The 26780-nt window shown below is 67.3% G+C and carries 28 protein-coding genes; 13 read left to right on the top strand and 15 right to left on the bottom strand.

The window, feature by feature from the left end:
* Positions 1 to 17 precede the first annotated feature (17 nt).
* Entirely contained in the window at positions 18 to 425 is a 408-nt protein-coding gene (alaE, locus tag KUV38_RS19915; protein WP_222471960.1) for an L-alanine exporter AlaE, read from the top strand.
* Here the strand turns inward: alaE and rimO are convergent.
* Both rimO and KUV38_RS19905 read right to left on the bottom strand, forming a co-directional pair.
* The gene (rimO, locus tag KUV38_RS19910) at positions 422 to 1798 is read right to left on the bottom strand and encodes a 30S ribosomal protein S12 methylthiotransferase RimO (protein ID WP_222471959.1); all 1377 of its coding nucleotides are present in this window, start codon (positions 1796 to 1798) and stop codon (positions 422 to 424) included. The two genes, alaE and rimO, sit on opposite strands and share 4 nt — an antisense overlap.
* Positions 1799 to 1805: 7 nt before the next feature.
* Positions 1806 to 2318 carry a GNAT family N-acetyltransferase gene (locus KUV38_RS19905; protein WP_315898669.1) on the bottom strand — a complete coding sequence of 171 codons (513 nt, stop codon included), beginning with the start codon at positions 2316 to 2318 and terminating at the stop codon, positions 1806 to 1808.
* A 109-nt stretch (positions 2319 to 2427) separates the two neighbouring features.
* Here KUV38_RS19905 and KUV38_RS19900 point away from each other — a divergent pair, with 109 nt between their 5' ends.
* Entirely contained in the window at positions 2428 to 2985 is a 558-nt protein-coding gene (locus KUV38_RS19900) for a hypothetical protein (protein ID WP_222471958.1), read from the top strand.
* Between the two features lie 26 nt (positions 2986 to 3011).
* Complete coding sequence (locus KUV38_RS19895; protein WP_222471957.1) at positions 3012 to 3596, top strand: hypothetical protein; 585 nt, start codon at positions 3012 to 3014, stop codon at positions 3594 to 3596.
* A gap of 61 nt (positions 3597 to 3657) precedes the next feature.
* On the opposite strand, the gene KUV38_RS19890 is transcribed toward KUV38_RS19895, so the two are convergent.
* From KUV38_RS19890 to KUV38_RS19875, 4 genes are all read right to left on the bottom strand, one after another.
* Complete coding sequence (locus tag KUV38_RS19890; RefSeq protein ID WP_222471956.1) at positions 3658 to 4419, bottom strand: ABC transporter permease; 762 nt, start codon at positions 4417 to 4419, stop codon at positions 3658 to 3660.
* Complete coding sequence (locus KUV38_RS19885) at positions 4416 to 5354, bottom strand: ABC transporter ATP-binding protein (protein WP_222471955.1); 939 nt, start codon at positions 5352 to 5354, stop codon at positions 4416 to 4418. Before KUV38_RS19885 ends, KUV38_RS19890 begins: the two co-directional genes overlap by 4 nt.
* A gap of 303 nt (positions 5355 to 5657) precedes the next feature.
* Complete coding sequence (locus KUV38_RS19880; RefSeq protein ID WP_222471954.1) at positions 5658 to 6260, bottom strand: GcrA family cell cycle regulator; 603 nt, start codon at positions 6258 to 6260, stop codon at positions 5658 to 5660.
* Positions 6261 to 6316: 56 nt separating this feature from the next.
* Positions 6317 to 7243: a DMT family transporter gene (locus KUV38_RS19875; protein ID WP_222471953.1), complete on the bottom strand. Its 927-nt coding sequence runs from the start codon at positions 7241 to 7243 to the stop codon at positions 6317 to 6319.
* Between the two features lie 226 nt (positions 7244 to 7469).
* On the opposite strand from KUV38_RS19875, the gene KUV38_RS19870 reads away from it, so the two are divergent.
* On the top strand, positions 7470 to 8654 hold the full coding sequence (locus tag KUV38_RS19870) for an aspartate aminotransferase family protein (RefSeq protein WP_222471952.1): 1185 nt from the start codon (positions 7470 to 7472) through the stop codon (positions 8652 to 8654).
* The gene (gene argF / locus KUV38_RS19865) at positions 8651 to 9577 is read left to right on the top strand and encodes an ornithine carbamoyltransferase (protein ID WP_222471951.1); all 927 of its coding nucleotides are present in this window, start codon (positions 8651 to 8653) and stop codon (positions 9575 to 9577) included. Before KUV38_RS19870 ends, argF begins: the two co-directional genes overlap by 4 nt.
* Before the next feature lie 115 nt (positions 9578 to 9692).
* Here the strand turns inward: argF and KUV38_RS19860 are convergent, their stop codons facing one another.
* The 7 genes from KUV38_RS19860 to KUV38_RS19830 all read right to left on the bottom strand — a co-directional run bounded on the left by KUV38_RS19860 (position 9693) and on the right by KUV38_RS19830 (position 17184).
* Positions 9693 to 10829, bottom strand: a complete 1137-nt coding sequence (locus tag KUV38_RS19860) for a LysM peptidoglycan-binding domain-containing protein (protein WP_222471950.1) — start codon at positions 10827 to 10829, stop codon at positions 9693 to 9695.
* 23 nt (positions 10830 to 10852) lie between these two features.
* Positions 10853 to 11467, bottom strand: a complete 615-nt coding sequence (locus KUV38_RS19855) for a rhodanese-like domain-containing protein (protein WP_222471949.1) — start codon at positions 11465 to 11467, stop codon at positions 10853 to 10855.
* A 290-nt stretch (positions 11468 to 11757) separates the two neighbouring features.
* Complete coding sequence (locus KUV38_RS19850; RefSeq protein WP_222472139.1) at positions 11758 to 12975, bottom strand: bifunctional folylpolyglutamate synthase/dihydrofolate synthase; 1218 nt, start codon at positions 12973 to 12975, stop codon at positions 11758 to 11760.
* A gap of 26 nt (positions 12976 to 13001) precedes the next feature.
* Complete coding sequence (gene accD, locus KUV38_RS19845; RefSeq protein WP_222471948.1) at positions 13002 to 13979, bottom strand: acetyl-CoA carboxylase, carboxyltransferase subunit beta; 978 nt, start codon at positions 13977 to 13979, stop codon at positions 13002 to 13004.
* A gap of 63 nt (positions 13980 to 14042) precedes the next feature.
* Positions 14043 to 15206 (bottom strand): MFS transporter, encoded by a 1164-nt coding sequence (locus KUV38_RS19840; RefSeq protein ID WP_222471947.1) that lies wholly within the window; start codon positions 15204 to 15206, stop codon positions 14043 to 14045.
* Positions 15207 to 15356: 150 nt separating this feature from the next.
* Positions 15357 to 16250 (bottom strand): CPBP family intramembrane glutamic endopeptidase, encoded by an 894-nt coding sequence (locus KUV38_RS19835; RefSeq protein ID WP_222471946.1) that lies wholly within the window; start codon positions 16248 to 16250, stop codon positions 15357 to 15359.
* A gap of 52 nt (positions 16251 to 16302) precedes the next feature.
* The gene (locus KUV38_RS19830; RefSeq protein WP_222471945.1) at positions 16303 to 17184 is read right to left on the bottom strand and encodes a CPBP family intramembrane glutamic endopeptidase; all 882 of its coding nucleotides are present in this window, start codon (positions 17182 to 17184) and stop codon (positions 16303 to 16305) included.
* Between the two features lie 112 nt (positions 17185 to 17296).
* On the opposite strand from KUV38_RS19830, the gene ilvD reads away from it, so the two are divergent.
* The 6 genes from ilvD to KUV38_RS19800 all read left to right on the top strand — a co-directional run bounded on the left by ilvD (position 17297) and on the right by KUV38_RS19800 (position 23689).
* Positions 17297 to 19060, top strand: a complete 1764-nt coding sequence (gene ilvD, locus KUV38_RS19825; RefSeq protein ID WP_222471944.1) for a dihydroxy-acid dehydratase — start codon at positions 17297 to 17299, stop codon at positions 19058 to 19060.
* The gene (locus tag KUV38_RS19820) at positions 19060 to 19722 is read left to right on the top strand and encodes a hypothetical protein (protein WP_222471943.1); all 663 of its coding nucleotides are present in this window, start codon (positions 19060 to 19062) and stop codon (positions 19720 to 19722) included. The genes ilvD and KUV38_RS19820 overlap by 1 nt, the downstream gene beginning before the upstream one ends.
* 127 nt (positions 19723 to 19849) lie before the next feature.
* On the top strand, positions 19850 to 20626 hold the full coding sequence (locus KUV38_RS19815; protein ID WP_261385474.1) for a DUF6478 family protein: 777 nt from the start codon (positions 19850 to 19852) through the stop codon (positions 20624 to 20626).
* A 17-nt stretch (positions 20627 to 20643) separates the two neighbouring features.
* Positions 20644 to 21048 (top strand): hypothetical protein, encoded by a 405-nt coding sequence (locus KUV38_RS19810; protein ID WP_222471942.1) that lies wholly within the window; start codon positions 20644 to 20646, stop codon positions 21046 to 21048.
* Between the two features lie 9 nt (positions 21049 to 21057).
* Positions 21058 to 21546: a DM13 domain-containing protein gene (locus tag KUV38_RS19805; protein ID WP_222471941.1), complete on the top strand. Its 489-nt coding sequence runs from the start codon at positions 21058 to 21060 to the stop codon at positions 21544 to 21546.
* A 130-nt stretch (positions 21547 to 21676) separates the two neighbouring features.
* On the top strand, positions 21677 to 23689 hold the full coding sequence (locus KUV38_RS19800; protein ID WP_222471940.1) for an FAD-dependent oxidoreductase: 2013 nt from the start codon (positions 21677 to 21679) through the stop codon (positions 23687 to 23689).
* Positions 23690 to 23963: 274 nt separating this feature from the next.
* On the opposite strand, the gene KUV38_RS19795 is transcribed toward KUV38_RS19800, so the two are convergent.
* A complete protein-coding gene (locus KUV38_RS19795) occupies positions 23964 to 24209 on the bottom strand; it encodes an EF-hand domain-containing protein (RefSeq protein WP_213547113.1) in 246 nt (81 codons plus the stop codon).
* Positions 24210 to 24552: 343 nt separating this feature from the next.
* Between KUV38_RS19795 and KUV38_RS19790 the strand changes: the two genes are divergently transcribed.
* Entirely contained in the window at positions 24553 to 25113 is a 561-nt protein-coding gene (locus KUV38_RS19790; RefSeq protein WP_222471939.1) for a type 1 glutamine amidotransferase domain-containing protein, read from the top strand.
* 223 nt (positions 25114 to 25336) lie between these two features.
* Complete coding sequence (locus KUV38_RS19785) at positions 25337 to 26242, top strand: LysR family transcriptional regulator (protein ID WP_222471938.1); 906 nt, start codon at positions 25337 to 25339, stop codon at positions 26240 to 26242.
* A 70-nt stretch (positions 26243 to 26312) separates the two neighbouring features.
* On the opposite strand, the gene KUV38_RS19780 is transcribed toward KUV38_RS19785, so the two are convergent.
* Complete coding sequence (locus KUV38_RS19780) at positions 26313 to 26741, bottom strand: VOC family protein (protein ID WP_222471937.1); 429 nt, start codon at positions 26739 to 26741, stop codon at positions 26313 to 26315.
* Between the last annotated feature and the right edge of the window lie 39 nt (positions 26742 to 26780).

Below are 26780 nucleotides of genomic sequence, written 5' to 3'. Positions count from 1 at the left end.
GCCGATAGAGCCAACCCATGCGCCTGTTTCTGGTCGATACCCTGACGGCGGTGCTGTTCTTCACCACCGTCGCCGCCCTCTCCGAGCTTCTCATCGCCGGAATGGCGCCCGCCGCTGTGCTCTTCACCCGCCTGGTGATGATCCCGGTGATGGTCGCCACGGGCCGCCCCTACGGCTGGTGGCGCGACACGCTCTTCCGCCGCTTCGCGCCCCGCCGCGCCGCCGCCCGCACCGCGCTCGACATCGCCGCCTTCATCAGCTTCCAGGCCCCGGTCTATGCCCTCACCCTGCTCGCCGCAGGGGCAACTGCAGCGCAGATCAGCGCCGCCGTCGGCTCCGCCCTCGTTCTGATGGTGCTGCTGAGCCGCCCTTACGGCCTGCTGCTCGATTGGGCCCGCCGCGCCGCCGGAGTCACGCCGGCCTAGCCGACCCGCTGCCCCCAGAGGTCATATTCGCTGGCCTCATCCACATCGACGGTGACGATATCGCCGGGGCTCAGACCCTCGGTGCCTTCGTCGATAAAGAGGTTGCCGTCGATCTCCGGCGCATCGGCCTTGGTACGGCACGTGGCCACGCCATCGGCGTCCACCTCGTCCACGATCACCTCCATCCGCTGGCCGACCTTCGCCGACAGCTTGGCCTCGCTGATCGCCTGCGCCTTCTCCATGAACCGCGCCCAGCGCTCCTGCTTCACCTCATCCGGCACATGGTCCGGCAGGTCGTTGGACCGCGCCCCGGCCACGTTCTCGTATTGAAAGCACCCCACCCGATCCAGCTGCGCCTCGTCGAGCCAGTCCAGCAGGTGCTCGAACTCCTCCTCGGTCTCACCGGGGTAGCCGACAATGAAGGTCGAGCGCAGGGTGATCTCCGGGCAGATATCCCGCCACTCAGCGATCCGCTCCAGCGTCTTCTCGCCATGTGCGGGCCGCGCCATGCGCTTCAGCGTTTCAGGGTGCGAATGCTGGAAGGGGATGTCGAGGTAAGGCAGCACCAGGCCTTCCGCCATCAGCGGAATGACCTGCCGAACATGCGGATAGGGATACACATAATGCAACCGCACCCAGGCCCCGAGGCCGCCAAGGTCGCGCGCCAGATCGGTGATATGCGCCCGGTGCCCCCGCTCCTCCGCGTGCTTAATATCCACGCCATAGGCCGAAGTGTCCTGGCTGATGACCAGTAACTCCTTCACCCCCGCGTCCACCAGCCGCTCCGCCTCGCGCACCACCGCATGGGCGGGGCGAGACACCAGCCGCCCGCGCATGTCGGGGATGATGCAGAACTTGCACTTGTGGTTACAGCCCTCCGAGATCTTCAGGTAGCTGTAGTGGCGCGGCGTCAGGCTCACGCCGGAGGCCGGAAGCAGGTCGATGAACGGATCGGGCGCAGGCGGCACTGCGGCATGCACCGCGTCCAGCACCTGCTCGTATTGGTGCGGCCCGGTCACCGCCAGCACCTTGGGGTGCGCGCCCGTAATATACTCCGGCTCTGCCCCGAGGCACCCGGTCACGATCACCCGCCCATTGGCCGCCATCGCCTCGCCGATCGCATCCAGGCTCTCCGCCTTGGCCGAGTCCAGAAACCCGCAGGTGTTCACGATCACCGCATCGGCACCGGAATAATCGGGCGAAATCCCGTACCCCTCGGCCCTGAGCCGGGTCAGAATACGTTCGCTGTCCACCAGCGCCTTCGGGCACCCGAGCGACACCATCCCAATGCGCGGCTGCCCCTCGCGGGGGGCATCGCCAAACTTCGGGGCGGGGGCGAGATCGGGGCGCAGGTCGGGCGGATTGCTGGACATGGCCGCGCTATACAGCCGCTTGCCCCACGGCGGAAGGGGGCACGCTGCGGCGAAAGGTGATCGAAGTCGGCCGCTCGAACCCCTCATGCGCCGTCCGCCCGGCCTCCACGAAGCCCAGCGCGGCAAAGGCGGCGTGGTTCTCCACCAGTTCCACCCGGCTCTGCAACTCCAGCGCCTCAAAGCCGCCGTCCCGCGCCATCTGCTCCGCAAGGTCCACCATCTGCCGCATCAGCCCCTGCCCGCGCAGGGCCTCGGTGACGGCCAGCTTGCCAAGATACATCACCGGCCGCTTCGGCGCCGCGTAGCCGCAGGCCACTATCCGCGACCCGTAGCGCACCAGCATCAGCACCTCGCGCTCCGCCTTCGCCTCCAGCCTCTCCGGGGTCAGCGCAGCGAGCGACGAGGGCGGGTCGATCCGCCCTTCCATGTAGGCAAAACTCTCCACCAAGAGCCGGTGCAACCCGCGCCAATCGGCAAAATCCGGCCCAGCCACCTCGGCCTGCATCTTAAAATCGCGCATCCCCGCCCCCATATAGAGCCTTACGCTGCGGAAATTTCAGCCGCACCGGCGCAACAATTCATATCAGCCGCCCGGTAACGGGCGCAAAACCAATTGAAAGGGATGACCCATGTCTCTGATTCAGGAGATCAACCGCACGATATCCACCGTGCACATGCAGCAGCTCAACTTCACCGTCGAGGGCCGCAACGTGACGCCCTCCATCTACCAGCCCGTCCGCGACAAGATCAGCGATGGCACAATCACCGCCCGCCGTCACGGCCCCGCCGGGGTGCGCGGCGCATGGGTCTACACGCCCAACCGGTTCGACATGGGCTTCGAGGAGGTCTCGGGCGATACCTTCAAGGCCGCGCTGGTGGTGCATGAAAGCACCCACGCCGCCTTCGACTACATCAACCAGCCGATGACTGTGAAGGTCTCCGAGGCGCTGGCCTATATCGCGCAGGCGCTCTGGTTCTACCACGACAACAAGGCCCATTTCGACGACAATGGCACCGTCGAACTCGACGAGCCCTTCTCCACCGCCTTCACCGTCTCCGTGCCCGCCCGTGGCGGCGCGCATACCTTCACCGGTGAAGAGCTGGCCCCGCTCTACGCGGCGCTCGAAAGCGATAGCCTCTATCAGGGCCGGGGCGACGACGACGCCGGCAATGACGGCATCGCCTGAGCCGCACGGCAGGAGGAGGTAGCCCGATGGCCGACGAGACCCAGCAGCTCAGCGACATGATCATCGCCGTGCTCTCAACCAATGCCGCCCAGCGCATCCACTTTTCCTACGCCACCGGCCACGTCACCGGGCAGGGCTTCGGCAAGGTGGTGGGGGCGCTGGTGGAGGGCAAGATCACCCCTGTCTATGCCCCGCAGCTCGGCACCGAAAAGGCCTTCTACGACCCCGGCGGCAATGCCTTCTATCTCGGGTTCAAAAGCCTTGGCGCCCGCAGCGGCCTGCTTGAGGGGTTGATACTGCACGAGAGCGTACACGCGCTCTTCGATATCGAGCGGCTGCACATGTATGTCGAGCAATCCGAAGCCGCGGCCTATGTCGCGCAGGCGCTCTACGTCCACGGGCTGAACGCGGCGGCCTATGACGCCGGTGCGCCCTGCCCCTTCACCGAAGGCCCGCCCATTGCGGCGTGGGAGGTGATCCGGGGCCGCGCGGGCAAATGCTTCGAGCTGACCGATGCCGATTGTTCCGGCCTCGTGCAGGCCATGAAGGACGAGCCGAAGATGGACTACAAGCACCGCTTCGGCACGGTCGAGAGTTACGACGGGGTCTGAAAAACGTCCCCGTCGGGGCGCGCGCCGGGTTGACCTCCCCCGCCCGGCGCGCGCCAAAATGTCAGGGCTTGATCCGCCAGCCGGTGCGGAAGATCGCGTAGATCGCCGCGAGGCAGATCACGAAAAAGCCCGCAACCGCCACCAGAGAGATGCCCACCGGCACATCCGAGATGCCGAAAAAGCTCCAGCGGAACCCGCTGACGAGGTAGAGTACCGGGTTGAAGTGGCTCACCGTCGCCCAGGCCGGCGGCAGCATCGAGATCGAGTAGAACGACCCGCCAAGGAACACGAGCGGCGTCACCACCAGCAGCGGAATGAGCTGCAACTGCTCGAAGTTCTTCGCCCAGATCCCGATGATGAAGCCCAGCAGCGCAAAGCTGACAGCGGTCATCACCAGAAAGGCCAGCATCCAGACCGGGTGCAGGATGTTCAGCTCCACGAAAAAGCTCGCCGTGATCATGATGATCCCCGCGATGAACAGCGCCTTCGTCGCCGCCGCCCCCACGTAGCCGATGACGATCTCGATGAACGACATCGGGGCGCTGAGCAGCTCGAAGATCGTGCCGATAAACTTCGGAAAGTAGATCCCGAAGCTGGCGTTGCTGATCGATTGCTGCAGCAGCGTCAGCATTACGAGGCCCGGCACGATGAAGGCGCCGTAGCTCACCCCCTCCACGCTCTCGATCCGCCCGCCGATGGCCGAGCCGAAGACCACGAAGTAAAGCACCGTCGACAGCACGGGCGAGATGATGCTCTGCGTCACCGTGCGGAAGAACCGCGACATCTCGAAACGGTAGATCGCGCCAATCGCCAGCCAGTTCATTGCGCCGCCTCCTTCTGCTGCCCCTCGTCGACAAGCGAGAGGAACACGTCCTCAAGGCTCGATTGCCGGGTCGAGAGGTCGGTAAATTTCAGCCCTGCCGAGGCCAGATCGGCCATAAGCCGGGTCACGCCCGTGCTCTCGGCGGTGGTATCGAAGGTGTAGGTCAGCCGGTTGCCCTCCAGCTCCAGCTCGTAGCCCGCAAGGCTCGCCGGGATGGCTTCGGGCACCTTGGCCAGCTCCAGCACCAGCTGCTTGCGGCCCAGCGACTTCATCAGCTTGTCCTTCTCCTCGACCAGCAGCAGCCGCCCCTTGTCGATCACCCCAATCCGGTCGGCCATCTCCTCGGCCTCCTCGATGTAGTGGGTGGTGAGGATAATGGTCACACCGTCGGCCCTGAGTTCGCGGACAAGCTGCCACATGTCCTTGCGCAGGTTCACGTCCACGCCCGCGGTGGGCTCGTCGAGGAAGAGCACGCGCGGCTCGTGGCTCAGCGCCTTGGCAATCAGCACCCGCCGTTTCATCCCGCCCGAAAGCTCGTTGTTCCTGCTGTCGCGCTTGTCCCACAGGCTGAGGCTCCGCAGCACCTTTTCCAGATAGGCGTCATCCCGCTTCTTGCCGAAGAGCCCGCGCGAAAACCGCACCGTGTTCATCACCTTCTCGAACGGCTCGATCGAGATCTCCTGCGGCACAAGGCCGATCATCGAACGCGCGGCGCGGTAGTCGGTGGCAATGTCATGCCCGCCCACTGTGACGGTGCCGCCGGTGGGCGTGACCAACCCACACACCGCCGAGATCGTGGTGGTCTTGCCCGCGCCGTTAGGCCCGAGCAGGGCAAGGATCTCGCCTTCTTCGATATCCAGATCGACCCCGTGCAGCGCCGTGTGGCCGCTGTCATAGGTCTTCTGCAATCCCTTGATTGATATGATCGGGGCCATGCGTCCGGCCTCCTTCATCCCTCGTTACATCAGGGCAAGAGTTCTAGGGCCGCGCCGTGGCCTGACAAGTCCGTGACCGGGGATTCCTGTCAAACCGCTGTCAGGAGGGCCCGGCTTTCGGGCCATCTCACTGGGCCGATCTCACTGTTGAACAACCGTCACGGGCGCCCGCAGCCGCCAACCGGAGCGCACCTATGTGTGGCCGAGGCAATCACCCCGGCCTTGCATATCAATTTTCATTTTCGCTATGCAAAGCGCCGCAGGCCTTGTGCAACAAACCTCATATTTGCTGCACAAACCCCCTCAGCGGCGGCGGTCGCGGCGCGAGGACATCGGCTGGAAGGCCACGCCCACATGGGCCTCGCAGTAGGGTTTGCCCTGCTGCACCGACAGGCCGCAGAACCAGAAGTCCTCGGTCGCCGGGTCGCCGATCGGCCATTTGCAGGTCCGCTCGGTGAGTTCCATCAGGCTGAGTTTCTTCGCCTTCTTCTCCACCTCGCGCACCGAGGCCAGTGCCTCGGGGCTGATCTCGTTGGCCGAGGGCTGCGGCGGCAGCGGCTGGCCAGCGGGGATGATCGCCTTGCGGGCCGGGCTGATCGGCGCGGCGCTCTGGGTCGCCGGCTCTTCCTTCGCGGGCTTCTCCGCAGGCGCGGGCTCGGCGGCCTTGGCGGGCTTCGCCTTGGGCTTGGCCTTGGCCGCCGCCGGGGCGGGCTTTTCCTTCGCCGCAGGCTTGGCCGCGGGTGCCGAGGCATTGCCCGTCGTGCGATTGGAGAGCCCCAGCCGGTGGACCTTGCCGATCACCGCGTTCCGGGTCACACCGCCCAGCTCCTTGGCAATCTGGCTGGCCGACTGGCCCTCGCCCCACATCCGCTTCAGGGTTTCCACGCGCTCATCGGTCCACGACATTGGCCCGCCATCCTTTCAAACTGCAAAGCGGCCCGCCATCGGGCCGCCTCATGCCCTTATTTTACTACGCCAGCCACCGGGTGCAACCGGGTCGGGCGCTTTCTACCTTCTCTCCATGCGAGCAGTAGCGCGCCCGCCACGATAATCGCCGCGCCCAGCCAGCTCACCCAGTCCGGCACCGCGCCGAAGATCACCGCGTCATAGAGCGCCGCAAAGACCAGCGTGCCGTAGATGAACGGGGCCACAAAGCTGGCATCCGCACGGGCCATCCCATTGATGTAAAAGCTCTGCGCCGTCGCCATCGACAGGCCCAAGCCCGCCAGCGCGCCCCATTGCGCCGATGTAGGGCTCTGCCAGCCAACGGCCAGCAGCGCCGCGCTGGCGATGACGACGCCGACAAGGTTGTTCACCAGCAAAATCTGCAACCGCCCCTCCCGGCGGGTCAGCTTTTTAATCCAGATGTTCTCTGTCCCCATCGCCACCGCCGCCCCCAGCGCCAGCAGCGCGGCGGGCTGAAAGCTCTCGGGCGTGGGGCGCAGCAGCACCGCCGCGCCGGTCAGCGCCACTGCGACGGCGGCCCAGCGCACCCAGCCCACCGTCTCACCCAAAAGCACCACGGCAAAGATCAGCGTAAACACCGGGCTGGTGAAGCTCAACGCCGTGGCATCGGCCATCGGGATGAAGGCCACGGCGGCAAACATCAGCGTCACCCCGCCCCAGCCGCAGCCCGTCCGCGCCAGATGCAGCCCCCAATGCGGGCGCGTCAGCCGGGGGCGGATCACCGCCACGCCCACCACGAAAAACAGCAGCGCAAACACAAACCGCCCGTGGCTCACCTGAAACGGCGAGAGCGCCGGGCCAAGCGCATCGGTCGTCAGCATCTTGGCGAAGAGCGTGGAGAGAGCGATGAAACAGGTCGCCGCCACGATGCTCATCGCGGCCATGCGGTTGTCGGGCTGCACGGGGGCAAAGGTCTCGGCCATGGGGCCTCCTTTCGGTCCGCCCATAGATCGTTCTTCCCAAGCCGCCGTCAATGCGCTATCAGCCGCGCCATGACCGCTGCTGCCATCATCCGACGCCGACGCCGCGCCTGATCCTTCTCGGGCCGCTTCGCCGTGCCCGCTCGCACCCCCGGTCAAACCCCAAAAATCGTTGACGAAAGCCCCGCTCTGACCCATTCAGGGGCTTCATTCCAGAAAGGACGATCCGATGATCCCTTCCATCCTGCCGACCTACAATCGCGCCCCCCTTACCTTCGTGAAGGGCGAGGGCGCATGGCTTGTCGAGCAGGATGGCCGACGCTTTCTGGATCTCGGCTCCGGCATCGCCGTCAACGCCCTCGGCCACGCCGCGCCCGAGCTTGTCGATGTGTTGACAGCCCAAGCGCAAAAGCTCTGGCACGTGTCCAACCTCTACACCGTCGCCGAGCAGAAGGCGCTGGCCGACAAGCTGGTCGAGGTGAGCTTTGCCGATACCGTCTTCTTCACCAACTCCGGCACCGAGACCTGCGAGCTCGCGGTGAAGATGGCGCGCAAGTTCCACCACCATGCAGGCGCCCCTGAGCGGATCGAGATCCTCACCTTCGACGGCTGCTTCCACGGCCGCTCTTCTGCCGCCATCGCCGCCGCCGGCACCGAAAAGATGATCGGCGGCTTCGGCCCCGTCCTCCCCGGCTTCCGCCACCTCAAGTGGGGCGACATGGCGCAGTTCAACGAAGAGATCGCCAAGCCCGATGTCGCCGCCGTGCTGATCGAGCCGGTGCAGGGCGAGGGCGGCATCCGCGTGCTGCCCGATGACCAGCTGAAGGCCATCCGCGCCGCCTGCGACGCGCATGGCGTGCTTCTGATTGCCGATGAGGTGCAATGCGGCATGGGCCGGACCGGCAAGCTCTTCGGCTTCGAATGGGCCGGGATCACCCCCGATATCGCCATGTCTGCAAAGGGCATCGGCGGCGGCTTTCCCCTGGGCGCGGTGCTGGCCACCGAGGCCGCGGCGGCAGGCATGGTCGCGGGCACCCATGGCTCCACCTACGGCGGCAACCCGCTGGGCTGCGCCGTGGGCAAGGCGGTGGTCGATATCGTCTCCGACCCGGCGTTTCTTGATGGCGTCGGCCGCAAGGGCGGCGCGCTGCGGCAAAAGCTGGAGGGCCTCGTCGCCGCGCATCCCGATGTCTTCGAGGGCGTCCGCGGGCAGGGCCTCATGCTCGGCCTCAAGTGCAAGGCCCCCGTGGCCGATGTGGTGAAGGCCGGATACGACGCGCTCGTCATCACCGTGCCCGCCGCCGACAATGTCGCCCGCCTGCTGCCCCCGCTGAACATCACCGAGGAAGAGATTTCCGAGGCCATCACCCGGCTCGACGCCGCCGCAACTGCCGTCGAGGAGGCCGCGCAATGAACCACTTTCTTGATATCAACAAGACAGACATCACCGACCTCCGGCAGATGATCGACCAGGCAGGCGCGATGAAGAAGGCGCGCGCGGGCCGCCTCAAGGGCCTGCCCGATGATGCCCAGCCGCTGGCGGGCCACATGGTCGCGCTGGTGTTCGAAAAGCCCTCCACCCGCACCCGCGTCAGCTTCGATGTCGGCGTGCGCCAGATGGGCGGGCAGACCATGGTGCTCTCGGGCGGCGAAATGCAGCTTGGCCACGGCGAGACCATCGCCGACACGGCGCGCGTGCTCTCCCGCTACGTCGACCTCATCATGCTCCGCACCTTCGCAGAAGATACCCTGCTGGAGATGGCCGAGCACGCCTCCGTGCCGGTGATCAACGGCCTGACCGACCGCACCCACCCCTGCCAGATCATGGCAGACCTGATGACCTACGAGGAGCATCGCGGCCCGATCAAGGGCAAAAAGGTCGTCTGGGCCGGTGACGGTAACAACGTCTGCGCCAGCTTCCTGCACGCCGCAGGCAAGTTCGGCTTCGATCTCACCTTCTGCGGCCCCCAGCAGCTCGACCCCGAGCGCGAGTTCGTGGAGGAGGCCCGCGCCGCAGGCTCCAAGGTCGAGTTCGACCGCGATATCTGGTCCGCCGTCGAAGGTGCCGATCTGATCGTGGCCGACACATGGGTCTCGATGCACGATGCCCAAAGCACCCGCGAGCGCCGCCACAACCTGCTACGCCCCTATCAGGTGAACGAGGATGTCATGGCCGCCGCAGGCGAGCAGGCGCTCTTCATGCACTGCCTCCCCGCGCACCGGGGCGAAGAGGTGACATCTGCGGTGATGGACGGCCCCCAGTCGGTCATCTTCGACGAGGCCGAGAACCGCCTGCACGCGCAAAAGGCCGTGCTCCGCTGGTGCCTCGGCGTCTGACCTTCTGGCAGCGATAGACCACCCCCAAAACACAACCACCGGCCTCTGAGGGGCCGGTGGTGTGGGGCGTGACTGGTTATTCTGGTTACTCTTGCGCCCTTGGAATGTGCAGCGCCTATCCGGCCGGTATGGTCAGCCGCTGGCCTGCACGTATCTGGTCCGGGCTGGGCAGCGCCTCCCGGTTGGCCTCGAAAATCTCGGTGTAGCGCGAGGTGATCCCGTAGAACCGGTAGGCAATCGCCGCAAGGCTGTCGCCCCGCCGCACCGTGTAGGTCACCGGCTTGCTCAGCCGCCGTGCCGGGCGCGGCGCCGGACCCTTGGCATCGCTCGCCGCCGTCGAGGCATGGACCAGCGCGTTCAGCACCAACCCCGAGTCCACCTGCCCGTCCGGTCGCAGCAGTGCCGCCGGGGCATCGAGCCGGCCCGCCGCTGAAAGCTCGTCGATGAGCGCGATCAGCTCCTCGTCCGACCGGCCCTCTTTCATCGCCTTAGCGATCACCTCTTCCAGCGTCACCGTGCCCTCCGGCCCCGGCTCCACCGCGCCTGCCGTGCCCGCGCCCGCATCCGCCAGCCGGTTGAGCACATAGGCGGTCGACCATTCCTGCGCCTCTTCCAGCGGGGTGGTCACCTTGCGCGGCCCTTGGCCAAGGCCGATGAGCACGTAATCGGTGCTCCAGCCCTGCGCATCGCCCAGCGCCTGACGGCTGGAGTAGCTCGCGCCCGAGCGCCGCTGCGTTCCGCGTGTCACCGCCGGGGCAATCTGCTCCTCTGGCAGGGCCAGCCCGAACCCGGCCAGAACGCCCGCACTCAGCGCCCGCATGTCGCCCTCGCCCGCGGGCAGCGGCGCTTCCACCACGGCCTCGACCGGCGCGGCAGGCGCGTCCGCCATCTCTTCCAGCGCCGGGGCCGAGAGCGCGACCATGGCCGCCAGCGTCGCCTCATCCGCCAGCGGCCCTTCCGGGGCCGGCGCTTCGGCCACCACCGCTTCCGGCACCTCCGCCGGCTCAGCCTCGGCCACCACCGGCGCCGCAACCGGCTCAGGCTCAACTTCAGCCTCCGCCGCCACCTCAGGCACCGCCCGCACCACCGGGCTCACATCCGCCGTCACCAGCCCTCCGCTGCGCAGCATCTCCCCGGTCGAGGCGATCCCGCCCGAAAGGTCCGCGCCGTCACGCCCCACGCCGGGCATGAACAGAACCGCCGCAAGCGTCGCCGTCAGCAGGGCCGAAGCCGTCACCAAAGCTCTGAACATATTGTCCTGCCCCCGCATGGCGCTCAGGGGTGCGCCACGGTGAGGCCGAGCATCGACCACACCTGCAAGCCGCCCCGGTAATAGCGCAGCTTCTCAGCCGGGTAGCCCGCCGAGGTCAGGCTGGCGATGGCGCGGGAGGATTGGTCACACCACGGGCCGGAGCAGAACATCGTCAGCGCCATCGCGCCGCCAAAGTCCCATCCGTCCCCGGCCTTCACCGCGCCCAGCGCCTTCAGGATCTCGTCGCGATAGGGGTTCTTCGGGTCCAGCGTGGTGTAGGGCACATTGACCGCGCCGGGGATCGAGCCGCGAATGTAGACATCGGGCATCCGGCTATCCAGCAGCAGCCCGGTGCCACCCGCAACTTCGCCCTCGAGAAAAGAGATCACCTCCAGCTCGCCCACCGTGGCCACGCCGCCGGCAATCTCGTTCGGCTGGATGCAGGCGGGCGGGCAGTTCTGCGCCAGTTCCCGGCTCAGCCCGTCCCCCTCGACCGGCCCGCGCTCGATGGTGATCGCCTCGCCCTTCAGGTCGAAGCTCTTGGAGAGGATATCCTCGGTGATCCAGAGCGGCTCTGCCGCAAGGCCCGAGGCCCCGGCGGCGACTCCCATAGCAAGCGCGATTGCGACCAAGCGCATGACATGTCCCCCAATACACCGCGCGCCCTTGATTTTGGTTTTGGCAGACCGGCGCGCCCCAGCAATATTACCCCAAAATCTAGCGGGTTTTCGCCGATTTGGTCAACATGAAGTGTGCGTATCTACAGGCTGTGGGGCGCTCTCGCCGGGGTTTGTGAGTCTTTGCAACAACTTAACGCGCGAAAGAATTTCGGCCCCCGGCGGCATTTTCCCGCCCACTGCCACCTGCACCCTGCCGTTGGGGCAGCCTTGGCGCTCAAACAGCGCGCTCAGCCCACCTTAAAACCCGCTCAGGCCCGCCCGCCCAGCACCGCGCCCGCAAGGTAGAGCGAGCCGCAGATCACCACCCTCGCGCCGGGGTGCTCGCGGGCAACCTCGGCCAGCGCGGTGTCCAGCCCCGGTGCGGCCCGCGCTGCCAGCCCGAGCCGCTCTGCCGCGCGCACGATGGTCTCGGGCGAATGGGCCTTCGGCTCATCGGGGATCGGCACCGCCACAAGGGCCTGCGCCTGCTTGGCCAGCGGAGTCAAAAAAGCCTCGGGCGCACGGTTGGCCAGCATGGCCACCACCAGCACCGTCTCGCGTTCGGGCAACTCGCCCAGCCCCGCCGCCAGCACCTCTGCCGCCGCCGGGTTGTGGCCACCGTCGAGCCAGATCTCCAGCCCCTCGCGCTCTTCCAGCCGCTGCATCCGCGCGGGCCATTCGGCCCGGCGCATCGCCGCCTCCAACGCCGCATCTCCCTGGCCCAGCGCCCTCAGCGCCACCACGGCCACGCCCGCATTGGCCATCTGATGCGGCCCGCGCAGCACCGGCAGCGGCACATCGGCCAGTCCGGTCTCATCCTGCACCACCAGCCGCCCGCGCTCGGGCTGCGCATGCCAGTGCTGGCCCTCCACCAGCAGCGGCGCGCCTACCCGCGCGGCGACCTGCTCGATTACCTCTTCCGCCGCCTCGGCCTGCCGGGCCACCACCGCCCGCACGTCGCGCTTGACTATTCCCGCCTTCTCGCCCGCGATCTCGCCCAGCGTTTCGCCAAGAAATTCCTGATGATCCAGCGCCACCGGGGTGATCACGCAGAGCGCCGGAGCGTCCACCACGTTGGTCGCATCAAGCCGCCCGCCAAGGCCCACCTCCAGCAAGCACCAGTCGGCCGGGGTGCGGGCCATCGCCACGAAAGCCGCCGCCGTCGTCGCCTCGAAAAAGGTGATCTCCTCGCCCGCGTTGGCCTCGATCACCTCGTCCAGCACCGCGCACAGTGCCTCTTCGGAAATATCCGCGCCCGCCAGCCTGATCCGCTCGTGAAACCGCACCAGATGCGGCGAGGTATAGGCATGCACCCGGCCCCCCGCGCCCTCCAGCCCGGCCCGCAGCATCGCCTGTACCGAGCCCTTGCCGTTGGTCCCGGCAATATGGATCACCGGCGGCAACTGGCGCTCGGGGTTTCCGAGCGCGTCCAGCAGCCGGTGCATCCGGTCCAATGTCAGGTCAATCTCCGCCGGGTGGAGCCGCATCAGCCGCTCCAGCAGGGCTGCGCTTGTCACTTCTTCTGCTCTTCCATCGGCGCGGCCTCATCGCCTGCCGCCGCCTGCGAAGGCTCAGGCTGCGCGGGGGCTTCAAGCGCGGGCGCCGCCTCTTCCGGTGCGGGCAGGTCGCCCACCACCGGCGGCTCCAACCGCATCAGCATCCGGCAGAGCGAAACAAGCTCTTCCTTCATCTTCTTGCGGTGCGTCACCCGGTCGAGCATCCCGTGATCCAGCAGGTATTCGGCCCGCTGGAAGCCCTCGGGCAGCTGCTCGCGGATCGTCTGCTCGATCACGCGGGAGCCGGCAAAACCGATGAGCGCGTTCGGCTCCGCAATGTGGATATCGCCCAGCATCGCGTAGGAGGCGGTCACGCCGCCGGTCGTCGGGTGGGTCAGCACCACGATATAGGGCAGCCCGGCTTCCTTCAGCATCTGGATCGCCACGGTCGTGCGCGGCATCTGCATCAGGGCCAGAATGCCCTCCTGCATCCGCGCGCCCCCGGCGGCGGAGAACACGATATAGGGCCGCTTGAGCTGCACCGCGCGCTCGGCGCCCGCGATGAAGGCATTGCCCACATACATGCTCATCGACCCGCCAATGAAGCTGAAATCTTGCGCCGCGGCCACCACCGGGGTCCGCCCGATCTCGCCCTCGGCCACCAGCATCGCCTCATGCTCGCCGGTCGCCTTTTGCGCGGCCTTCAGCCGGTCGGGGTAGCGCTTCTGATCCCTGAACTGCAGCGGGTCCGCCACCGGCTCGGGCACCTTCACGGCGGTAAAGATCCCGCCGTCGAACAGCGCGCCGAAACGTTCGCGCGGGGTGAACTGCATGTGATGGTCGCAATTGGTGCAGACGTTCAGATTGTCCGAAAGCTCACGGTGAAAGAGCATCGTCCCGCATTCGGGGCACTTCTTCCACAGGTTCTCGGGCACCTCCCGACGCGAGAAGAGCGAGTTGATCTTCGGCCGGACGTAGTTGGAAATCCAGTTCATCGCACCTTTCCGGGGCTGTCTGCTGCTGTTCTGTGAGATAGGCCGCGCGGGCCGGAAATGCAATCAACCCTGCCGATGGGCCGCCCATGCGGCCCCGAGCGCGCCGATGGCCAGCGCCAGCAGGGCGCCCAGCAGGGCCACGGGGGTGGGGCTGGCCGCCACCAGCGCACCAATGCCCGCCGTCACCACCGCGCCCACAGCCACCGTCAGCGCGCCCAGCAGGCCCGAGGCCGAGCCTGCCAGCCCCTCCACCGCCGCCGTCGCGCCCGCGTTGGCCGAAGGCATGGTCAGGCCATTGCCGAGCCCGATGAAAAGCACCGAGGCCACCACCCCCGGGGCCGAGAGCGGCCCGATCACCAGCGCCCAGAGCAGCCCGCCCGCAAGCCCGGTAACAGCGCAGATCCGCCCCGCCAGCATCATCCGCGTCAGCCCGAGGCGCTCCGCCCAGCGGGCCGAAAGGAAGGCCCCCGCCATGAACCCGCCGGTGATCGCCCCCAGCGCCACGCCCGTCGCCGCCTCCCCCAGCCCGTACCGGGCCTCCGAGACGGCGGGGAAGCCGGCGATATAGCCGTAGAAACACCCGGTGGAGAGCGCGGTGCAGCTGGCAAAGGCCCAAAAGCCCCGGTCGCCCAACAGGCGTCGGGCGCTGTGCCAGAGCGGCTCGCGCGGGGCGGCCTGCCGGGTCTCGCCAAAGTCATGCCAGCAGAGCAGCAGCAGCGCCGCGCCAAGGGCTGCATAAAGGCCAAAGATCGCCCGCCAGCCCAGCACCTGCGCCACCACGCCGCCCAAGAGCGGGCCGATCAGCGGGGCCAGCGCCATCGCACCGGTGATCGTGCTCATGATCGCCGCCGCCCGTCCCGGCGCAGCGGTGTCGCGCACCACGGCAAGGGTCACCACCCAGCCCGCCGTGATCGCCGCCATCGGCATCCGCCAGCCCAGAAAGCCTCCCACGTTGCCCGCCAGCGCCACGCCCGCCGAGGCCAGCACGTAAAGCGCCAGCGCGCCCAGCATCACCGGGCGCCGCCCGAACCGGTCGGCCAGCGGCCCCATCACCACCTGCGCCACCGCCGTCACCGCGAGGTATCCGGCGATGGCAAGGCTCACCGTGGCATAGCTCGTGCCCAGTTCCGCCGCGATGGCGGGCAGCGCGGGAACGAACATGTTGAGCGATACGGTCGAAAGGCCGGTGAGCAGGATCAGCGTGATGAGCCGTGGCGGGCTGCGCATGGCCAAGGCTCCTTCTGGCCGAGAAAAAGCCCGGCACAGAACGGGCTGGCCGGGCGCTCCGGAAGGCGGCGAGCCGCGCTTCCACGGCAAAGTTATGGTCTTCTCACCTTTGTGCTTCATCCTATATCGCAGGCCGGTCTCGCGCAAGGGTCAGCGGTCGATCAAACCCTTGATGATCCACCAGTTCACGAAGAGCAGCAGGATCGATGTGACCAGCCCGAGCGTCACCATGCCCTCCTCCGCCAGCCCCCATGGGGTGACGTAAAGCGCAAGGCCGGTGATCGTGCCCTTGATGCTCAGGATGAAGAGCGCCAGCAGGTTGTTCGCGAAATGAAAGCCCATCGCCGCGCCAAGCGAGCCGGTTCGTTCGGTCAGGTCGGCGGCAATAAGGCCGAAGGCAAAGGCCGAGAGCAACACCAAGGGCAGGTTGCGGCCCGCCTCCGGGTCCCAGTGCAGCAGGCCGAAGGCGAGGGCAGGCAGGGTGAACCACACCCAGCGGGCGGCGAAACGGGCAGCAAGCTGCTGCATCAGGTAGCCCCTGAACAGCAGTTCCTCCGCCGCGATCTGCACAAAGAGCAGCGGCAGCGCCAGCAGCAGCCAGAGCATCCAGCGCCCGGGCGCAAGGTTCGGCTCCGGCGGCCAAAGCACGGCTCCGGCCAGCATCAGCGCGCCGAAGACGAGGATCACCACGCCGAAGGCCACCACGAAGCCGCGCCACCAGTCGCCCCACGGCCCCAGCAGCGTGCCCGGGCCCCTGAAGTGCAGCGCGGCGGCGGCCAGCACCGGCCCCAGCACCATGCCCCCGAAGGTCAGCAGCAGGATCGCCACCGAGCCGGGGTAGCGCCCGGCCTGCAACTCCTGAAAGAACGGCATCACGCCCCAGAGCCCCTGATCGGCGGCAACAATGCCGAGCGCGCCGCCCAGCACGATCACCGTCCATGCGATGTAGATGAACAGGATCAGCAGCACGCCCAGCAGCAGCCGCCAGATCTGCGGATACACCTTGGCCGGCACCAGCATCGCCGTGAATTCTGGATGTCTCATCACCTGCTCCCGTGGGGCGGGATATGCCCCGCCATTGTTATCGCCAACCGGCTTATCCCCGTATCGCCACCCGCGCCGCCAGCCAGGCAACGAAGAGCAGCGCAAACTCCACCGGCATCAGACCGGGGATCAACCCGGCATCGGCGCCGAACGGCGTGTGATACAGCGCCAGTCCCGCCACCGGCCCCGGCACCGCCACGCCCAAGAGCGCCACCGCGTTGTTCACGATATGAAGCGCCAGCGCCGGGCCAAGGTTCCCTGCGCGGGCCGTCAGGTCGGCGGCAGCAAGGCCAAAGGCAAAGGCCCAGAGCACGAACCAGATGGCATTGTCGCCCGCGCTCGCGGTCCAGTGCAGCAGCGCAAACAGGATCGCCGGCACCGCCATCCACGCCCAGTTGCCGGCCCGTGTGCCCGCCGCGATCTGCTGGGTCAGGTAGCCCCGAAAGAACACCTCCTCCGTGCCCGCCTGCACCGCCACGGCGGCCAGCGCCAGCGGCAGGTAGAGCATCCAGCGGTTGGTGGCCATCGCCTCGTTTCGGATGATGTCGTATTCCGTGGGCAGCACCGCAATCGCCGCCACGTAGAGCGGCACCAGCCAGTAGATCACCCGAAAGAAATCACCCGCCGCATGGGCGCCTGCGCCAAACAGGCTCAGAAACCCGCGCCAATGCACCGCCCTCAGCGCAATCGCCAGCGCCACCGCGAAGAGCCCGTGGCTGAACAGCGCCGCCAGCGTCTGCCCCGGCGAGGTGCCCTCTGCCTCGAACACCGCGCGCACCGCATCCTGCCCGCCCAGCGCCGCCAGTAGGATGAAAACGAGCTGCTGCAGCATCATGACGACCACGAACATCAGCCCAAGCACCGCCCCGATCCGCCACAGGTCGGGCGCGGCGCGGGCGGGCGCGGTGAACTCGCTCAGCCGCTCATATGCCATGGGTCTGCTCCATCCTGTCTGAGATAGGCGAGCACGCGCCGGGCCGCAATCCGGCTTGCCCCTTGGCCCCGCCGGGACTATTCCCGAGGCGACTGATTTCGGGAGAGGAACCATGCTGAAACGCCAGGCCGACAAATCCAAACTGCCCAGCCGCCACGTGACCGAGGGGCCGGAGCGCGCGCCGCACCGGTCGTATCTCTACGCGATGGGCCTCTCCGAAGATGAGATTCATCGCCCGCTGGTCGGCGTCGCCACCTGCTGGAACGAGGCCGCGCCCTGCAACATCTCGCTGAACCGTCAGGCCCAGGCCGTGAAGCTCGGCGTCAAGGCCGCCTCCGGCACGCCGCGCGAGTTCACCACCATCACCGTCACCGACGGCATCGCCATGGGCCACGAGGGCATGCGCGCCTCGCTCGCCTCCCGTGAGGCCATCGCCGACACCGTCGAGCTGACCATGCGCGGCCACTGCTACGATGCCGTTGTCGGCCTCGCAGGCTGCGACAAGTCCCTCCCCGGCATGATGATGGCCATGGTCCGCCTCAACACGCCCTCCGTCTTCATCTACGGCGGCTCGATCCTTCCGGGCAAAGCGCCCCAAAGCAACGAGATCCCCGAAGATTTCCGCACCCGTGACCTGACGGTGCAGGACATGTTCGAGGCCGTGGGCCGCCACCAGAACGACGAGATGTCGGATGCCGCGCTCGACATGCTCGAGCGGGTCGCCTGCCCCTCCGCCGGTGCCTGCGGCGGCCAGTTCACCGCCAACACCATGGCCTGCGTGTCCGAAGCCATCGGCCTCGCGCTGATGAACTCCTCCGGCATGCCCGCGCCCTACGAGAGCCGCGACCAGTATTCCGAGGCCTCTGGCCGCGCCGTGATGAACCTCATCGAGCAGAACATCCGCGCCCGCGATGTCGTCACCCGCAAGGCGCTGGAAAACGCCGCGCGTGTCGTCGCCTGCACCGGCGGCTCCACCAACGCGGGCCTGCACCTGCCCGCCATCGCCCATGAAGCCGGGATCGAGTTCTTCCTGAACGATGTCTGCGACATCTTCAAAGACACCCCCTATTTCGTCGATCTCAAGCCGGGCGGCCAATACGTCGCCAAGGATCTCTACGATGCAGGCGGCGTGCCGGTGGTGATGAAAGAGCTGCGCAAGGCGGGCCTGATCCACGAAGACTGCATCACCGCCTCCGGCAAAACAATCGGCGAAGAGCTTGATCTCATCGCCCGCGAGGCCGATGGCAAGGTGATCTACCCGATCGAGACCCCGATCACCAAGACCGGCGGCGTTGTCGGCCTTGAGGGCAACCTCGCCCCCGATGGCGCCATCGTGAAGGTCGCCGGCATCCCTGCCGAGCAGCAGGTCTTCACCGGCCCTGCCCGCGTCTTCGAGAATGAAGAAGAGGCCTTCGCCGCCGTGAAAGCCCGCGCCTACAAGGAAGGCGAGGTCATCGTCATCCGCAACGAAGGCCCCGCAGGCGGACCCGGCATGCGCGAAATGCTGGCGACGACCGCCGCGCTCTCCGGTCAGGGCATGGGCAAGAAGGTCGCGCTGATCACCGATGGCCGCTTCTCCGGCGCCACCCGCGGCTTCTGCGTCGGCCACGTCGGCCCGGAATCGGCCCACGGCGGCCCCATCGGCCTGCTGAAAGATGGCGATGTCATCACCATCGACGCGGTGAACGGTGAGCTTTCCGTCGCCCTCTCGGATGACGAGCTTGCAGAGCGCAAGGCCGCATGGCCCGGCCCCCGCAAGACCGACTATGCCGCTGGCGCCCTGTGGAAATACGCCCAACTTGTCGGCTCCGCCAAATACGGCGCCGTGACCCATCCGGGCGCGAAGGAAGAAACCCACATCTACATGGACCAGTAATGGCCCCTGCCGGTCGGGTTCTCATTGCCCTCGCGGCGCTGGCCCTCGCGGGCTGTGACGGGGTGGAGCTTCCGGGCTTCAAACCCGCGCAGCCCGCCGCCGCCGCCGCCGCAGGCGCCGCCCCCGGCCGCTCGATTCCGCCCAAGCCGCCGACCCGCCTGTCGGTCGCCGGGGTCACCGTGGATGCGCCCGAGGGCTACTGCGTCGATACCAGCGCCCGCACCGGCAACTTCGTGCTGCTGGCCGCCTGCTCGGCCATCAGCCAGTCGCCCGAGCACCCCGCGCCCGGCCGCATGGGCCTGCTCTCGGCCACCATCGGCCGCCGCAACTCCGGCGATGCCCCCCTGCGCGGCGACCAGCTCGCCGCCTATTTCCGCTCCGCCGAGGGCCGCGCAACGCTCTCCTACGCGGGCGATGCCTCCACCGTCACCATCACCGACACCCGCGCGCAGAACGGCGTCTTCTACGTCGCCCTGCTCGACACCGCCGCACCGCCCCAGCCAGAGCTTGGCCCCGCCCGCTGGCGCGCGCTCTTCACCGTGAACGGCAGGCTCGTGTCGGTGATCCTTCACTCGCTGAAGGAAGATCCCCTCAGCCGCACCGGCGGCCAGTCGCTCGTCGAGAGCTTCGTGGCCCGCATCCGCGCCGCCAACGCCGGCTAACGCCCGTTCCGCTGCGGCATTGCCACGCGCACCGGCATTTGCGGGATTGAAACACTTTCCCGGCACCCTCATACCGGCGTAACATATCGCCACTCACGCCCACCCAGCCCCGCGCGGAGCCGATCGCATGGCAAAACCGATGGACAGCCTGATCGAACGTATCGCCCAACGCCGCGCCCTGCGGCGCTGGAGCCGTGCCGCCGATGCCGCCGCTTCCACCGATCTGCCCGCCCTGCGCGAGATGCGCAGCCGCGCCCGCCAGCTGCGCCGCCAGATCGACCGCGTGCTCCACGAGGCCGATGGCCGGCTAACCCTGCCGCTGCTCGGCTCCAACGCCATGCGCAAGCCCATCGGGGCCGACTGGGGTTGGCGCCCCGAGCTCTGGCGTGGCCCGATCTCGCCCCCCGGCCACGCCGCCGCCGAGACCCGCACCATGCTGGGGCAGGCCGCCACGCTCTACCACGATTGCACCCAGTCCGAGCTGACCCTGCGCCAGATCCGCAATACCTCCGAAGATGACCTCGCTCCCTTCGGCCTGCGGATGGATGTGTTCCGCTTCGACGGCTCGTTCCTCTCCATCGTGCTCGACCTGCCCTCCGAGGCGGTCGATGGCCTCAAGCGCAAGCACGTCATCGGGCTGGAGGCCCGGCTCGAAGTCGAGAAACCGCTCGAAATCTTCGCCCGCCTCAACGTCAAGCACGGCCCCAACACCGAGCAGGTCGTCCGCGAGTTGCCGATGTCCGAGGGCGGGGTGCAAACCGCCGAGTTCGACCTCGCCTACACCGGCCTCAACGAGAAACGGGTCGAGAAGGCCTGGATCGACCTGATCTTCGAAGGCCCGCAGATGAACCAGATCGTCCTGCGCGATCTCACCTTCTCCCGCCGACCCCGCGCCGAAATCTGATCGAGGACGCTTGCCCGATGCCGGACACCACCCAGACCAGCCAGCTCACCCTCTCCAAGACCCGCATCCAAGCCGGTGTCTGGGAGGGCCTGCTTATGGCCGATGGCGTCGGCCCGGTGCAGCCGCAGATCGAGGTGATCCACCTCGGCAAGGCGCTCGACGGGGTCGAGCTGAAGGCCGATGGCGAAATGCAGAATCTCTGGCAACTCCGCGTGCCCATCCCCGCCGAGCTGCTCTGCGACGGCGTGCAAACCTTCGCCATTCGCGATGCCCGCACCGGCGCCACGCTGGAGCATTTCACCGTGGTCACCGGCCAGCCGCTGGAGGAAGATATCCGCGCCGAGGTCGACCTGCTGCGCGCCGAGCTGGACATGCTCAAAAAGGCCTTCCGCCGCCACTGCCTTGAAGTGCTCGGCCGCTAGCCCCCTGCCATGAAACGCTTTTTCCTCATCGCCGCGCCCAGCTTTCTCGCTGGCGCGGTCTTTGGCGCAGCCTTCTGGTATCTCGCCTCCCCGCTCTGGATCGACCGCGTGGTGAGCGAAAGCCTCATCACCGGCGCAGGCGTCACCGTTCTGGCCGAGGGGCAGTTTCGCGATGCTGACGCCGCCCACCGTGGCACCGGCACCGCCCGCATCGTCACCCTGCCCGGCGGCCGCACCGAGGTGCAGCTTTCCGCCTTCGAGGTCACCAACGGCCCCGATCTCGAACTCTGGCTCTCCGACGCCGCCGATCCGCAAAGCTCGGCCGATGTGACCTCCGGCAAATGGGTCTCCCTCGGTCTGCTCAAGGGCAACATCGGCGACCAGAGCTATTCCGTGCCCCCCAGCGTGGATCTCACCACCATGCGCTCCGTGGTGGTCTGGTGCGAGCAGTTCGGCGTGCTCTTCTCCCCCGCGCCCCTCACCGCGCCCGAGGGCTGAGCCGCCCCACCCGCGGCGCGCGGCACCATCCAAGCGCGGCCCGTCCCGGCACGCCCCCGGAATAACGCAGCGTCCGCCCGTGACATCGCTTTCCCCTCGGGTCAATCTGCCCGCCAGGAGGACGCCAACCATGACCAGCTACCCCCATCTTCTCGCCCCGCTCGACCTCGGCCATGTGACCCTGCCCAACCGGGTGCTGATGGGCTCCATGCACACCGGGCTTGAAGAAACCAAGGACTGGTCCCGCGTCGCCGCCTTCTACGCCGCCCGCGCCTCCGCCGGTCTGATCGTCACCGGTGGCATGGCCCCCAATCGCGAGGGCGGGGTCTTCCCCGGCGCGGCGGGCCTCTACACCCCCGAGGATATCGCCAATCACCGCATCGTCACCGATGCCGTCCACGCCGCAGGCGGCCGCATCGCCATGCAGATCCTCCACGCGGGCCGCTACGCCTACGGCCCCGATTGCGTCTCGGCCTCGCCGATCAAATCCCCCATCTCCCCCTTCCCCCCGAAGGAGCTGGACGAGGATGGTATCGAGAAACAGATCGCCGACATTGCAACCGCCGCCGCCCGCGCCCGCGAGGCCGGTTACGATGGCGTCGAGGTCATGGGCTCCGAGGGCTATTTCCTCAACCAGTTCATCGTGAAGCACACCAACAAGCGCGAAGACCGCTGGGGCGGCAGTTACGAAAACCGCATCCGCCTGCCCATCGAGACCGTCAAACGCGTCCGCGAGGCCGTCGGCCCCGACTTCATCGTGATCTACCGCCTCTCGATGATCGATCTCGTGCCCCAAGGCTCCACCACCGAGGAGGTCATCCAGCTCGCCAAGGAAATCGAGGCCGCAGGCGCCTCGATCCTCAACACCGGCATTGGCTGGCACGAGGCCCGCATCCCCACCATCGCTACCTCCGTCCCCCGCCGCGCCTTCGCCTGGGTGACGCAAAAGCTCATGGGCCATGTCTCGATCCCGGTGATCACCTCCAACCGGATCAACACCCCCGAAGTGGCAGAGTCCGTCCTCGCCGAAGGCTGCGCCAACATGGTCTCCATGGCCCGCCCCTTCCTCGCCGACGCCGACTTCGTCACCAAGGCCGCGCAGGGCGAGGCCGAAACCATCGCCCCCTGCATCGCCTGCAATCAGGCCTGCCTCGACCACACCTTCTCCGGCAAGATGTCCACCTGTCTCGTGAACCCCCGCGCCTGCAACGAGACCGAGCTGGTCATCACCCCCACCGATGCGCCCAAAAGCATCGCCGTCGTCGGCGCAGGCCCCGCAGGCCTCTCCGCCGCGCTCACCGCCTCCGAGCGCGGCCACGCCGTCACCCTCTTCGACACTGCCGCCGAGCTGGGCGGCCAGCTCAACATGGCCAAGCAGATCCCCGGCAAGGAAGAGTTCCACGGGCTGGTGGACTGGTACGCCACCATGGTCGAGAGTTCCAACATCACGCTGAACCTCAACACCGAAGCCACGCCAGAGACCCTCGCCCCCTTCGACGAGGTCATCCTCGCCACCGGCGTCACCCCGCGCGACCCCGAGATCCCCGGCCAGACCGGCCCCAACGTGCTCAGCTACATCGACGTGCTCCGCCACAAGGCCCCCGTGGGCAAGAGCGTCGCCATCGTCGGCGCGGGCGGCATCGGCTTCGACGTGGCCGAATTCCTCGCCCACACCGGCGAAAGCCCGACCGAGCACTTGCCGGAATGGATGGAGATGTGGGGCGTCACCGACCCGGCAGAGCACCGCGGCGGCCTCGCCCCCGAAGGCCCCCAGCCGCCCGCCCCGGCGCGCGAAATCTTCCTGCTGCAACGGAAAGATGAGCGCCCCGGCAAGCGCCTCGGCAAAACCACCGGCTGGATTCACCGCGCCGCCCTCAAGATGGCTGGCGTCAAGATGCTCGGCGGCATCTCCTACGAGCAGATCACCGAGCAGGGCCTGCACGTCACCCAAAACGGCACGCCCAAGCTCATCGAGGCCGATACCATCGTGCTCTGCGCCGGTCAGGTCAGCAATCGCACGCTCGCCGACGCGCTCCAGACCTCCGGCAAACCCACCCACATCATCGGCGGCGCCGACGTGGCCGCCGAACTGGACGCCAAACGCGCCATCAACCAAGGCACCCGGCTGGCCGCAACTCTCTGATCCGCCTCGCTTTCTTGCCAAAAAAACTCCGGGGGTCGCCATTGTGGCGCCATTGGTTCGAGCCGGGTAGCGACGGGCCAGCGCCCCCACCGCGCACCGCCTGGCCAAGATCGCAACGGCAGCACCGCCGCAGATCGAGGCTTGCCCCGCCGCCCCAACACACAAAACCGCCAGCCGGATCGCTCCGACTGACGGCCTCACGCAAGCAGTCACTTGCAAAACGAGCGGCGGGGCACCTGGGAATGGGGGTTTATCCCCGCCGCCCGCCCCGGCCTTAGCCGGAGGTCAGAAGGCCCGCCCCCACGGCGGCCTCCCATTCGGCGGTGTCCACCTCACCATCGGCCGAGGTGTCGATCTCGGTGAAGATCTCCTCGGTGATGTCCGGATAAGCCACCTGCATCTCCTCCATCGAGAAGGTGCCGTTGCCATCGGTGTCTTCCACCATCGGCGCATCCTGAGCGGCCAGCGGCGCGGCCAGAAGCGCGGCGAGGGCGGCGGCGGTCATGGTAATCTTGGTCATTGCTCTTGGTATCCTCTTACTGGGTTGAGCGGCCCCGGCTGTCATCTCACCGCGGCCTGCGAGAGAGAGGTAAGTCCCACCCCCGCCCCGTTTCCATGCCCGTCGCGCGCTCCGGCCAAACCCCGGCGCCGCGCCGCCAAATCCTGCGCGCAGCGCCCGCGCCTTCCCGCCTGAGCCGCCCGCTGATCCTTTTGCCGCCGGGCCAAATCACCCCGCCACGCGGGCTTCCGCCCAGAAAGCCCGTGCCCGCCCGCTCGGCCACAAACCGCCCGCTCCGGGCAGGAACCCCAGCGCTCCCCGCCCGTTGAGTCGCCAAGCGAAACAACAGCGAAAGGAGCACCAGATGCCCCGCATTGAAGAAGCAAAGATTCTCATCATCTCCACCCACGGCTTCGAGCAGTCCGAGCTCGAATTTCCCCGTGACCAACTCCGCGCCAATGGCGCGACCGTCCATGTCGCCACGCTTGACGGCAAGGCGATCAAGGGCTGGGAAGGCTCCGACTGGGGCCGCGAGGCCGAGGCCGACACCCAGATCTCCCGCGTCGGCGCGGGTGAGTATGACGCCCTCGTCATCCCCGGCGGCCAGATCAACCCCGACCTGCTCCGCGTCGAGCCCGATGTGCTGAAACTGGTGCGTGACTTCCACGACACCGGCAAAACCATCGCCGCCGTCTGCCACGCGCCTTGGGTTCTGGTCGAGGCCGGCATCGTGAAGGGCCGGGAGATGACCTCCTACACCTCCATCAAGACCGACGTGAAGAACGCGGGCGCCCATTGGGTCGACCGTGAGGTGGTGGCCGACAATGGCATCGTCACCTCGCGCCAACCTGAGGATCTCAAGGCCTTCGTCTCCAAGATCGTCGAGGAGATCGAGGAAGGCACCCACGAGCGTCAGGCCGCCTGACGCCACCCCAACACGGCAGGCGGCGGGGCAACCCCCGCCGCCTGACCACCCCCAAAAACACTCCGCTTTCCGGGGTTTCAAACCGCCAATACTACCTCCGCGTGTTTCCGCCTGCCTGACAATCGCCACCATTTCCCCGGTAATGTCCGGCTCCGGTCCCAATTGCGCCCGATTTCACGACCATACCAAGGCTCGGAAATACAACGAGCAGAGGTAGCGCGGTATGGATCGTCTGACCGAAATGGAAGCCTTCGCCACGGTCGTAGACCAAGGCGGCTTCACGGATGCGGCCAAAAAGATGGGGATCTCCAAATCCGCCGTCTCCAAACACGTCTCCTCGCTGGAGGCCCGCCTCGGCGCCCGCCTGCTCAATCGCACCACCCGCCGCGTCTCGCCCACCGAGATCGGCCTCGCCTATTACGACCGCGCCCGCCGCGTGCTGAACGATGCCGGAGAGGCCGACGCGCTGGTCACCTCCATGCAATCGGCGCCCTCGGGCCTGCTGCGGATTTCGGTCGCTACCGACTTCGGGGTCAATCACCTCTCCCCCGTGCTCGGCGAGTTCCTCTCCGAATTCCCCGACATCACCGTCAACATGGTGCTGAACAACCGCTACGTTGAGCTGATCTCCGAAGGCTTCGACATGGCGATCCGCATCGGTGAGCTCGAAGACAGCACCCTGCGCGCCCGCAAGCTGGCCGACACCACCAAACGCATGATCGCCTCGCCCGCCTACTTCGAAAAATATGGCCGGCCCGAAAAGATCGACGACCTGAACGAGCACAAGCTCCTGCACTATTCCAACCAGTCCTCGGGCAACGTCTGGAAGCTGACCGCCCCCTCGGGTGAAAAGCGCCAGGTCCGCACCGCTGGCTGGCTCACCGTCAACGACGGCCAGTCGCTGCTCAACGCCGCTATCTCCGGCCTCGGCATCGCCTACCTGCCCAACTTTCTCTACTGCGAGGCCGAAAAGGCCGGGCTGGTGCAAGAGGCGATCCCCGATCTGCCGATCGAGATGCTGGGCATCTACGCCGTCTACCCGCCGGGCCGCTTCACCCAGCCCAAGGTCCGCGCCTTCATCGACTTCCTGGTGCAGAGCTTCGCCGCCAAAGGCCCCGAAGCCTGGTAACAGCCCGCCCGCCGGGTGTTTCCGAACACATCACACAGGCCGGGCTCTCTGCCCGGCCTCTGCTTTTGGCTCACCCCGGCAGGGCGCTCGCGTCGAACTGCGCCGCGAAGGCGTCCGACGGCGGGATCGGGGTGATCACGTCAATCAGCACGCCGCCCGGATCAGCGGTGATGAAGTGCCGCTGGCCAAATTCCTCCGACCGCAGGTCCAGCAGCATCGGCAGCCCCGCCGCCTTCAGCCGGGCATGCACCGCATCCACATCCTCCACCTCGAAGTTCAGCAGCAACCCGCCCGCTTCCGCACCGCGCCCCTGTGCCGGAATCGTCCCGTGGTCCCGCTGGAGCAGCGCAAGGTTCACCCCCTCGTCCTCCGCAGATTGCAGATGCACGTACCAGTCCGCCTCAAACAGCGGCTTGAAGCCAAAGTGCTGCGTGTAGAACGCCGCCCGCGGCGCAACCTCCGCGCACATCAAAACCGGATAATACTGCGTGCATTTCATGGCTTCTCTCCCTGATTGAAGAAACATACACTATGCATG

The organism is Vannielia litorea, from assembly GCF_019801175.1.
GTDB classification, from domain to species: Bacteria; Pseudomonadota; Alphaproteobacteria; order Rhodobacterales; family Rhodobacteraceae; genus Vannielia; species Vannielia litorea_B.
This window is presented reverse-complemented; position numbering and strand designations above follow the sequence as displayed.

What these genes read in the sequence shown, in the direction of transcription:
- alaE (WP_222471960.1), top strand. Translation starts at nt 18, where the DNA reads ATGCGCCTGTTTCTGGTCGATACCCTGACGGCGGTGCTGTTCTTCACC.
- rimO (WP_222471959.1), bottom strand. Translation starts at nt 1,798, where the DNA reads ATGTCCAGCAATCCGCCCGACCTGCGCCCCGATCTCGCCCCCGCCCCG.
- KUV38_RS19905 (WP_315898669.1), bottom strand. Translation starts at nt 2,318, where the DNA reads ATGCGCGATTTTAAGATGCAGGCCGAGGTGGCTGGGCCGGATTTTGCC.
- KUV38_RS19900 (WP_222471958.1), top strand. Translation starts at nt 2,428, where the DNA reads ATGTCTCTGATTCAGGAGATCAACCGCACGATATCCACCGTGCACATG.
- KUV38_RS19895 (WP_222471957.1), top strand. Translation starts at nt 3,012, where the DNA reads ATGGCCGACGAGACCCAGCAGCTCAGCGACATGATCATCGCCGTGCTC.
- KUV38_RS19890 (WP_222471956.1), bottom strand. Translation starts at nt 4,419, where the DNA reads ATGAACTGGCTGGCGATTGGCGCGATCTACCGTTTCGAGATGTCGCGG.
- KUV38_RS19885 (WP_222471955.1), bottom strand. Translation starts at nt 5,354, where the DNA reads ATGGCCCCGATCATATCAATCAAGGGATTGCAGAAGACCTATGACAGC.
- KUV38_RS19880 (WP_222471954.1), bottom strand. Translation starts at nt 6,260, where the DNA reads ATGTCGTGGACCGATGAGCGCGTGGAAACCCTGAAGCGGATGTGGGGC.
- KUV38_RS19875 (WP_222471953.1), bottom strand. Translation starts at nt 7,243, where the DNA reads ATGGCCGAGACCTTTGCCCCCGTGCAGCCCGACAACCGCATGGCCGCG.
- KUV38_RS19870 (WP_222471952.1), top strand. Translation starts at nt 7,470, where the DNA reads ATGATCCCTTCCATCCTGCCGACCTACAATCGCGCCCCCCTTACCTTC.
- argF (WP_222471951.1), top strand. Translation starts at nt 8,651, where the DNA reads ATGAACCACTTTCTTGATATCAACAAGACAGACATCACCGACCTCCGG.
- KUV38_RS19860 (WP_222471950.1), bottom strand. Translation starts at nt 10,829, where the DNA reads ATGTTCAGAGCTTTGGTGACGGCTTCGGCCCTGCTGACGGCGACGCTT.
- KUV38_RS19855 (WP_222471949.1), bottom strand. Translation starts at nt 11,467, where the DNA reads ATGCGCTTGGTCGCAATCGCGCTTGCTATGGGAGTCGCCGCCGGGGCC.
- KUV38_RS19850 (WP_222472139.1), bottom strand. Translation starts at nt 12,975, where the DNA reads ATGCGGCTCCACCCGGCGGAGATTGACCTGACATTGGACCGGATGCAC.
- accD (WP_222471948.1), bottom strand. Translation starts at nt 13,979, where the DNA reads ATGAACTGGATTTCCAACTACGTCCGGCCGAAGATCAACTCGCTCTTC.
- KUV38_RS19840 (WP_222471947.1), bottom strand. Translation starts at nt 15,206, where the DNA reads ATGCGCAGCCCGCCACGGCTCATCACGCTGATCCTGCTCACCGGCCTT.
- KUV38_RS19835 (WP_222471946.1), bottom strand. Translation starts at nt 16,250, where the DNA reads ATGAGACATCCAGAATTCACGGCGATGCTGGTGCCGGCCAAGGTGTAT.
- KUV38_RS19830 (WP_222471945.1), bottom strand. Translation starts at nt 17,184, where the DNA reads ATGGCATATGAGCGGCTGAGCGAGTTCACCGCGCCCGCCCGCGCCGCG.
- ilvD (WP_222471944.1), top strand. Translation starts at nt 17,297, where the DNA reads ATGCTGAAACGCCAGGCCGACAAATCCAAACTGCCCAGCCGCCACGTG.
- KUV38_RS19820 (WP_222471943.1), top strand. Translation starts at nt 19,060, where the DNA reads ATGGCCCCTGCCGGTCGGGTTCTCATTGCCCTCGCGGCGCTGGCCCTC.
- KUV38_RS19815 (WP_261385474.1), top strand. Translation starts at nt 19,850, where the DNA reads ATGGCAAAACCGATGGACAGCCTGATCGAACGTATCGCCCAACGCCGC.
- KUV38_RS19810 (WP_222471942.1), top strand. Translation starts at nt 20,644, where the DNA reads ATGCCGGACACCACCCAGACCAGCCAGCTCACCCTCTCCAAGACCCGC.
- KUV38_RS19805 (WP_222471941.1), top strand. Translation starts at nt 21,058, where the DNA reads ATGAAACGCTTTTTCCTCATCGCCGCGCCCAGCTTTCTCGCTGGCGCG.
- KUV38_RS19800 (WP_222471940.1), top strand. Translation starts at nt 21,677, where the DNA reads ATGACCAGCTACCCCCATCTTCTCGCCCCGCTCGACCTCGGCCATGTG.
- KUV38_RS19795 (WP_213547113.1), bottom strand. Translation starts at nt 24,209, where the DNA reads ATGACCAAGATTACCATGACCGCCGCCGCCCTCGCCGCGCTTCTGGCC.
- KUV38_RS19790 (WP_222471939.1), top strand. Translation starts at nt 24,553, where the DNA reads ATGCCCCGCATTGAAGAAGCAAAGATTCTCATCATCTCCACCCACGGC.
- KUV38_RS19785 (WP_222471938.1), top strand. Translation starts at nt 25,337, where the DNA reads ATGGATCGTCTGACCGAAATGGAAGCCTTCGCCACGGTCGTAGACCAA.
- KUV38_RS19780 (WP_222471937.1), bottom strand. Translation starts at nt 26,741, where the DNA reads ATGAAATGCACGCAGTATTATCCGGTTTTGATGTGCGCGGAGGTTGCG.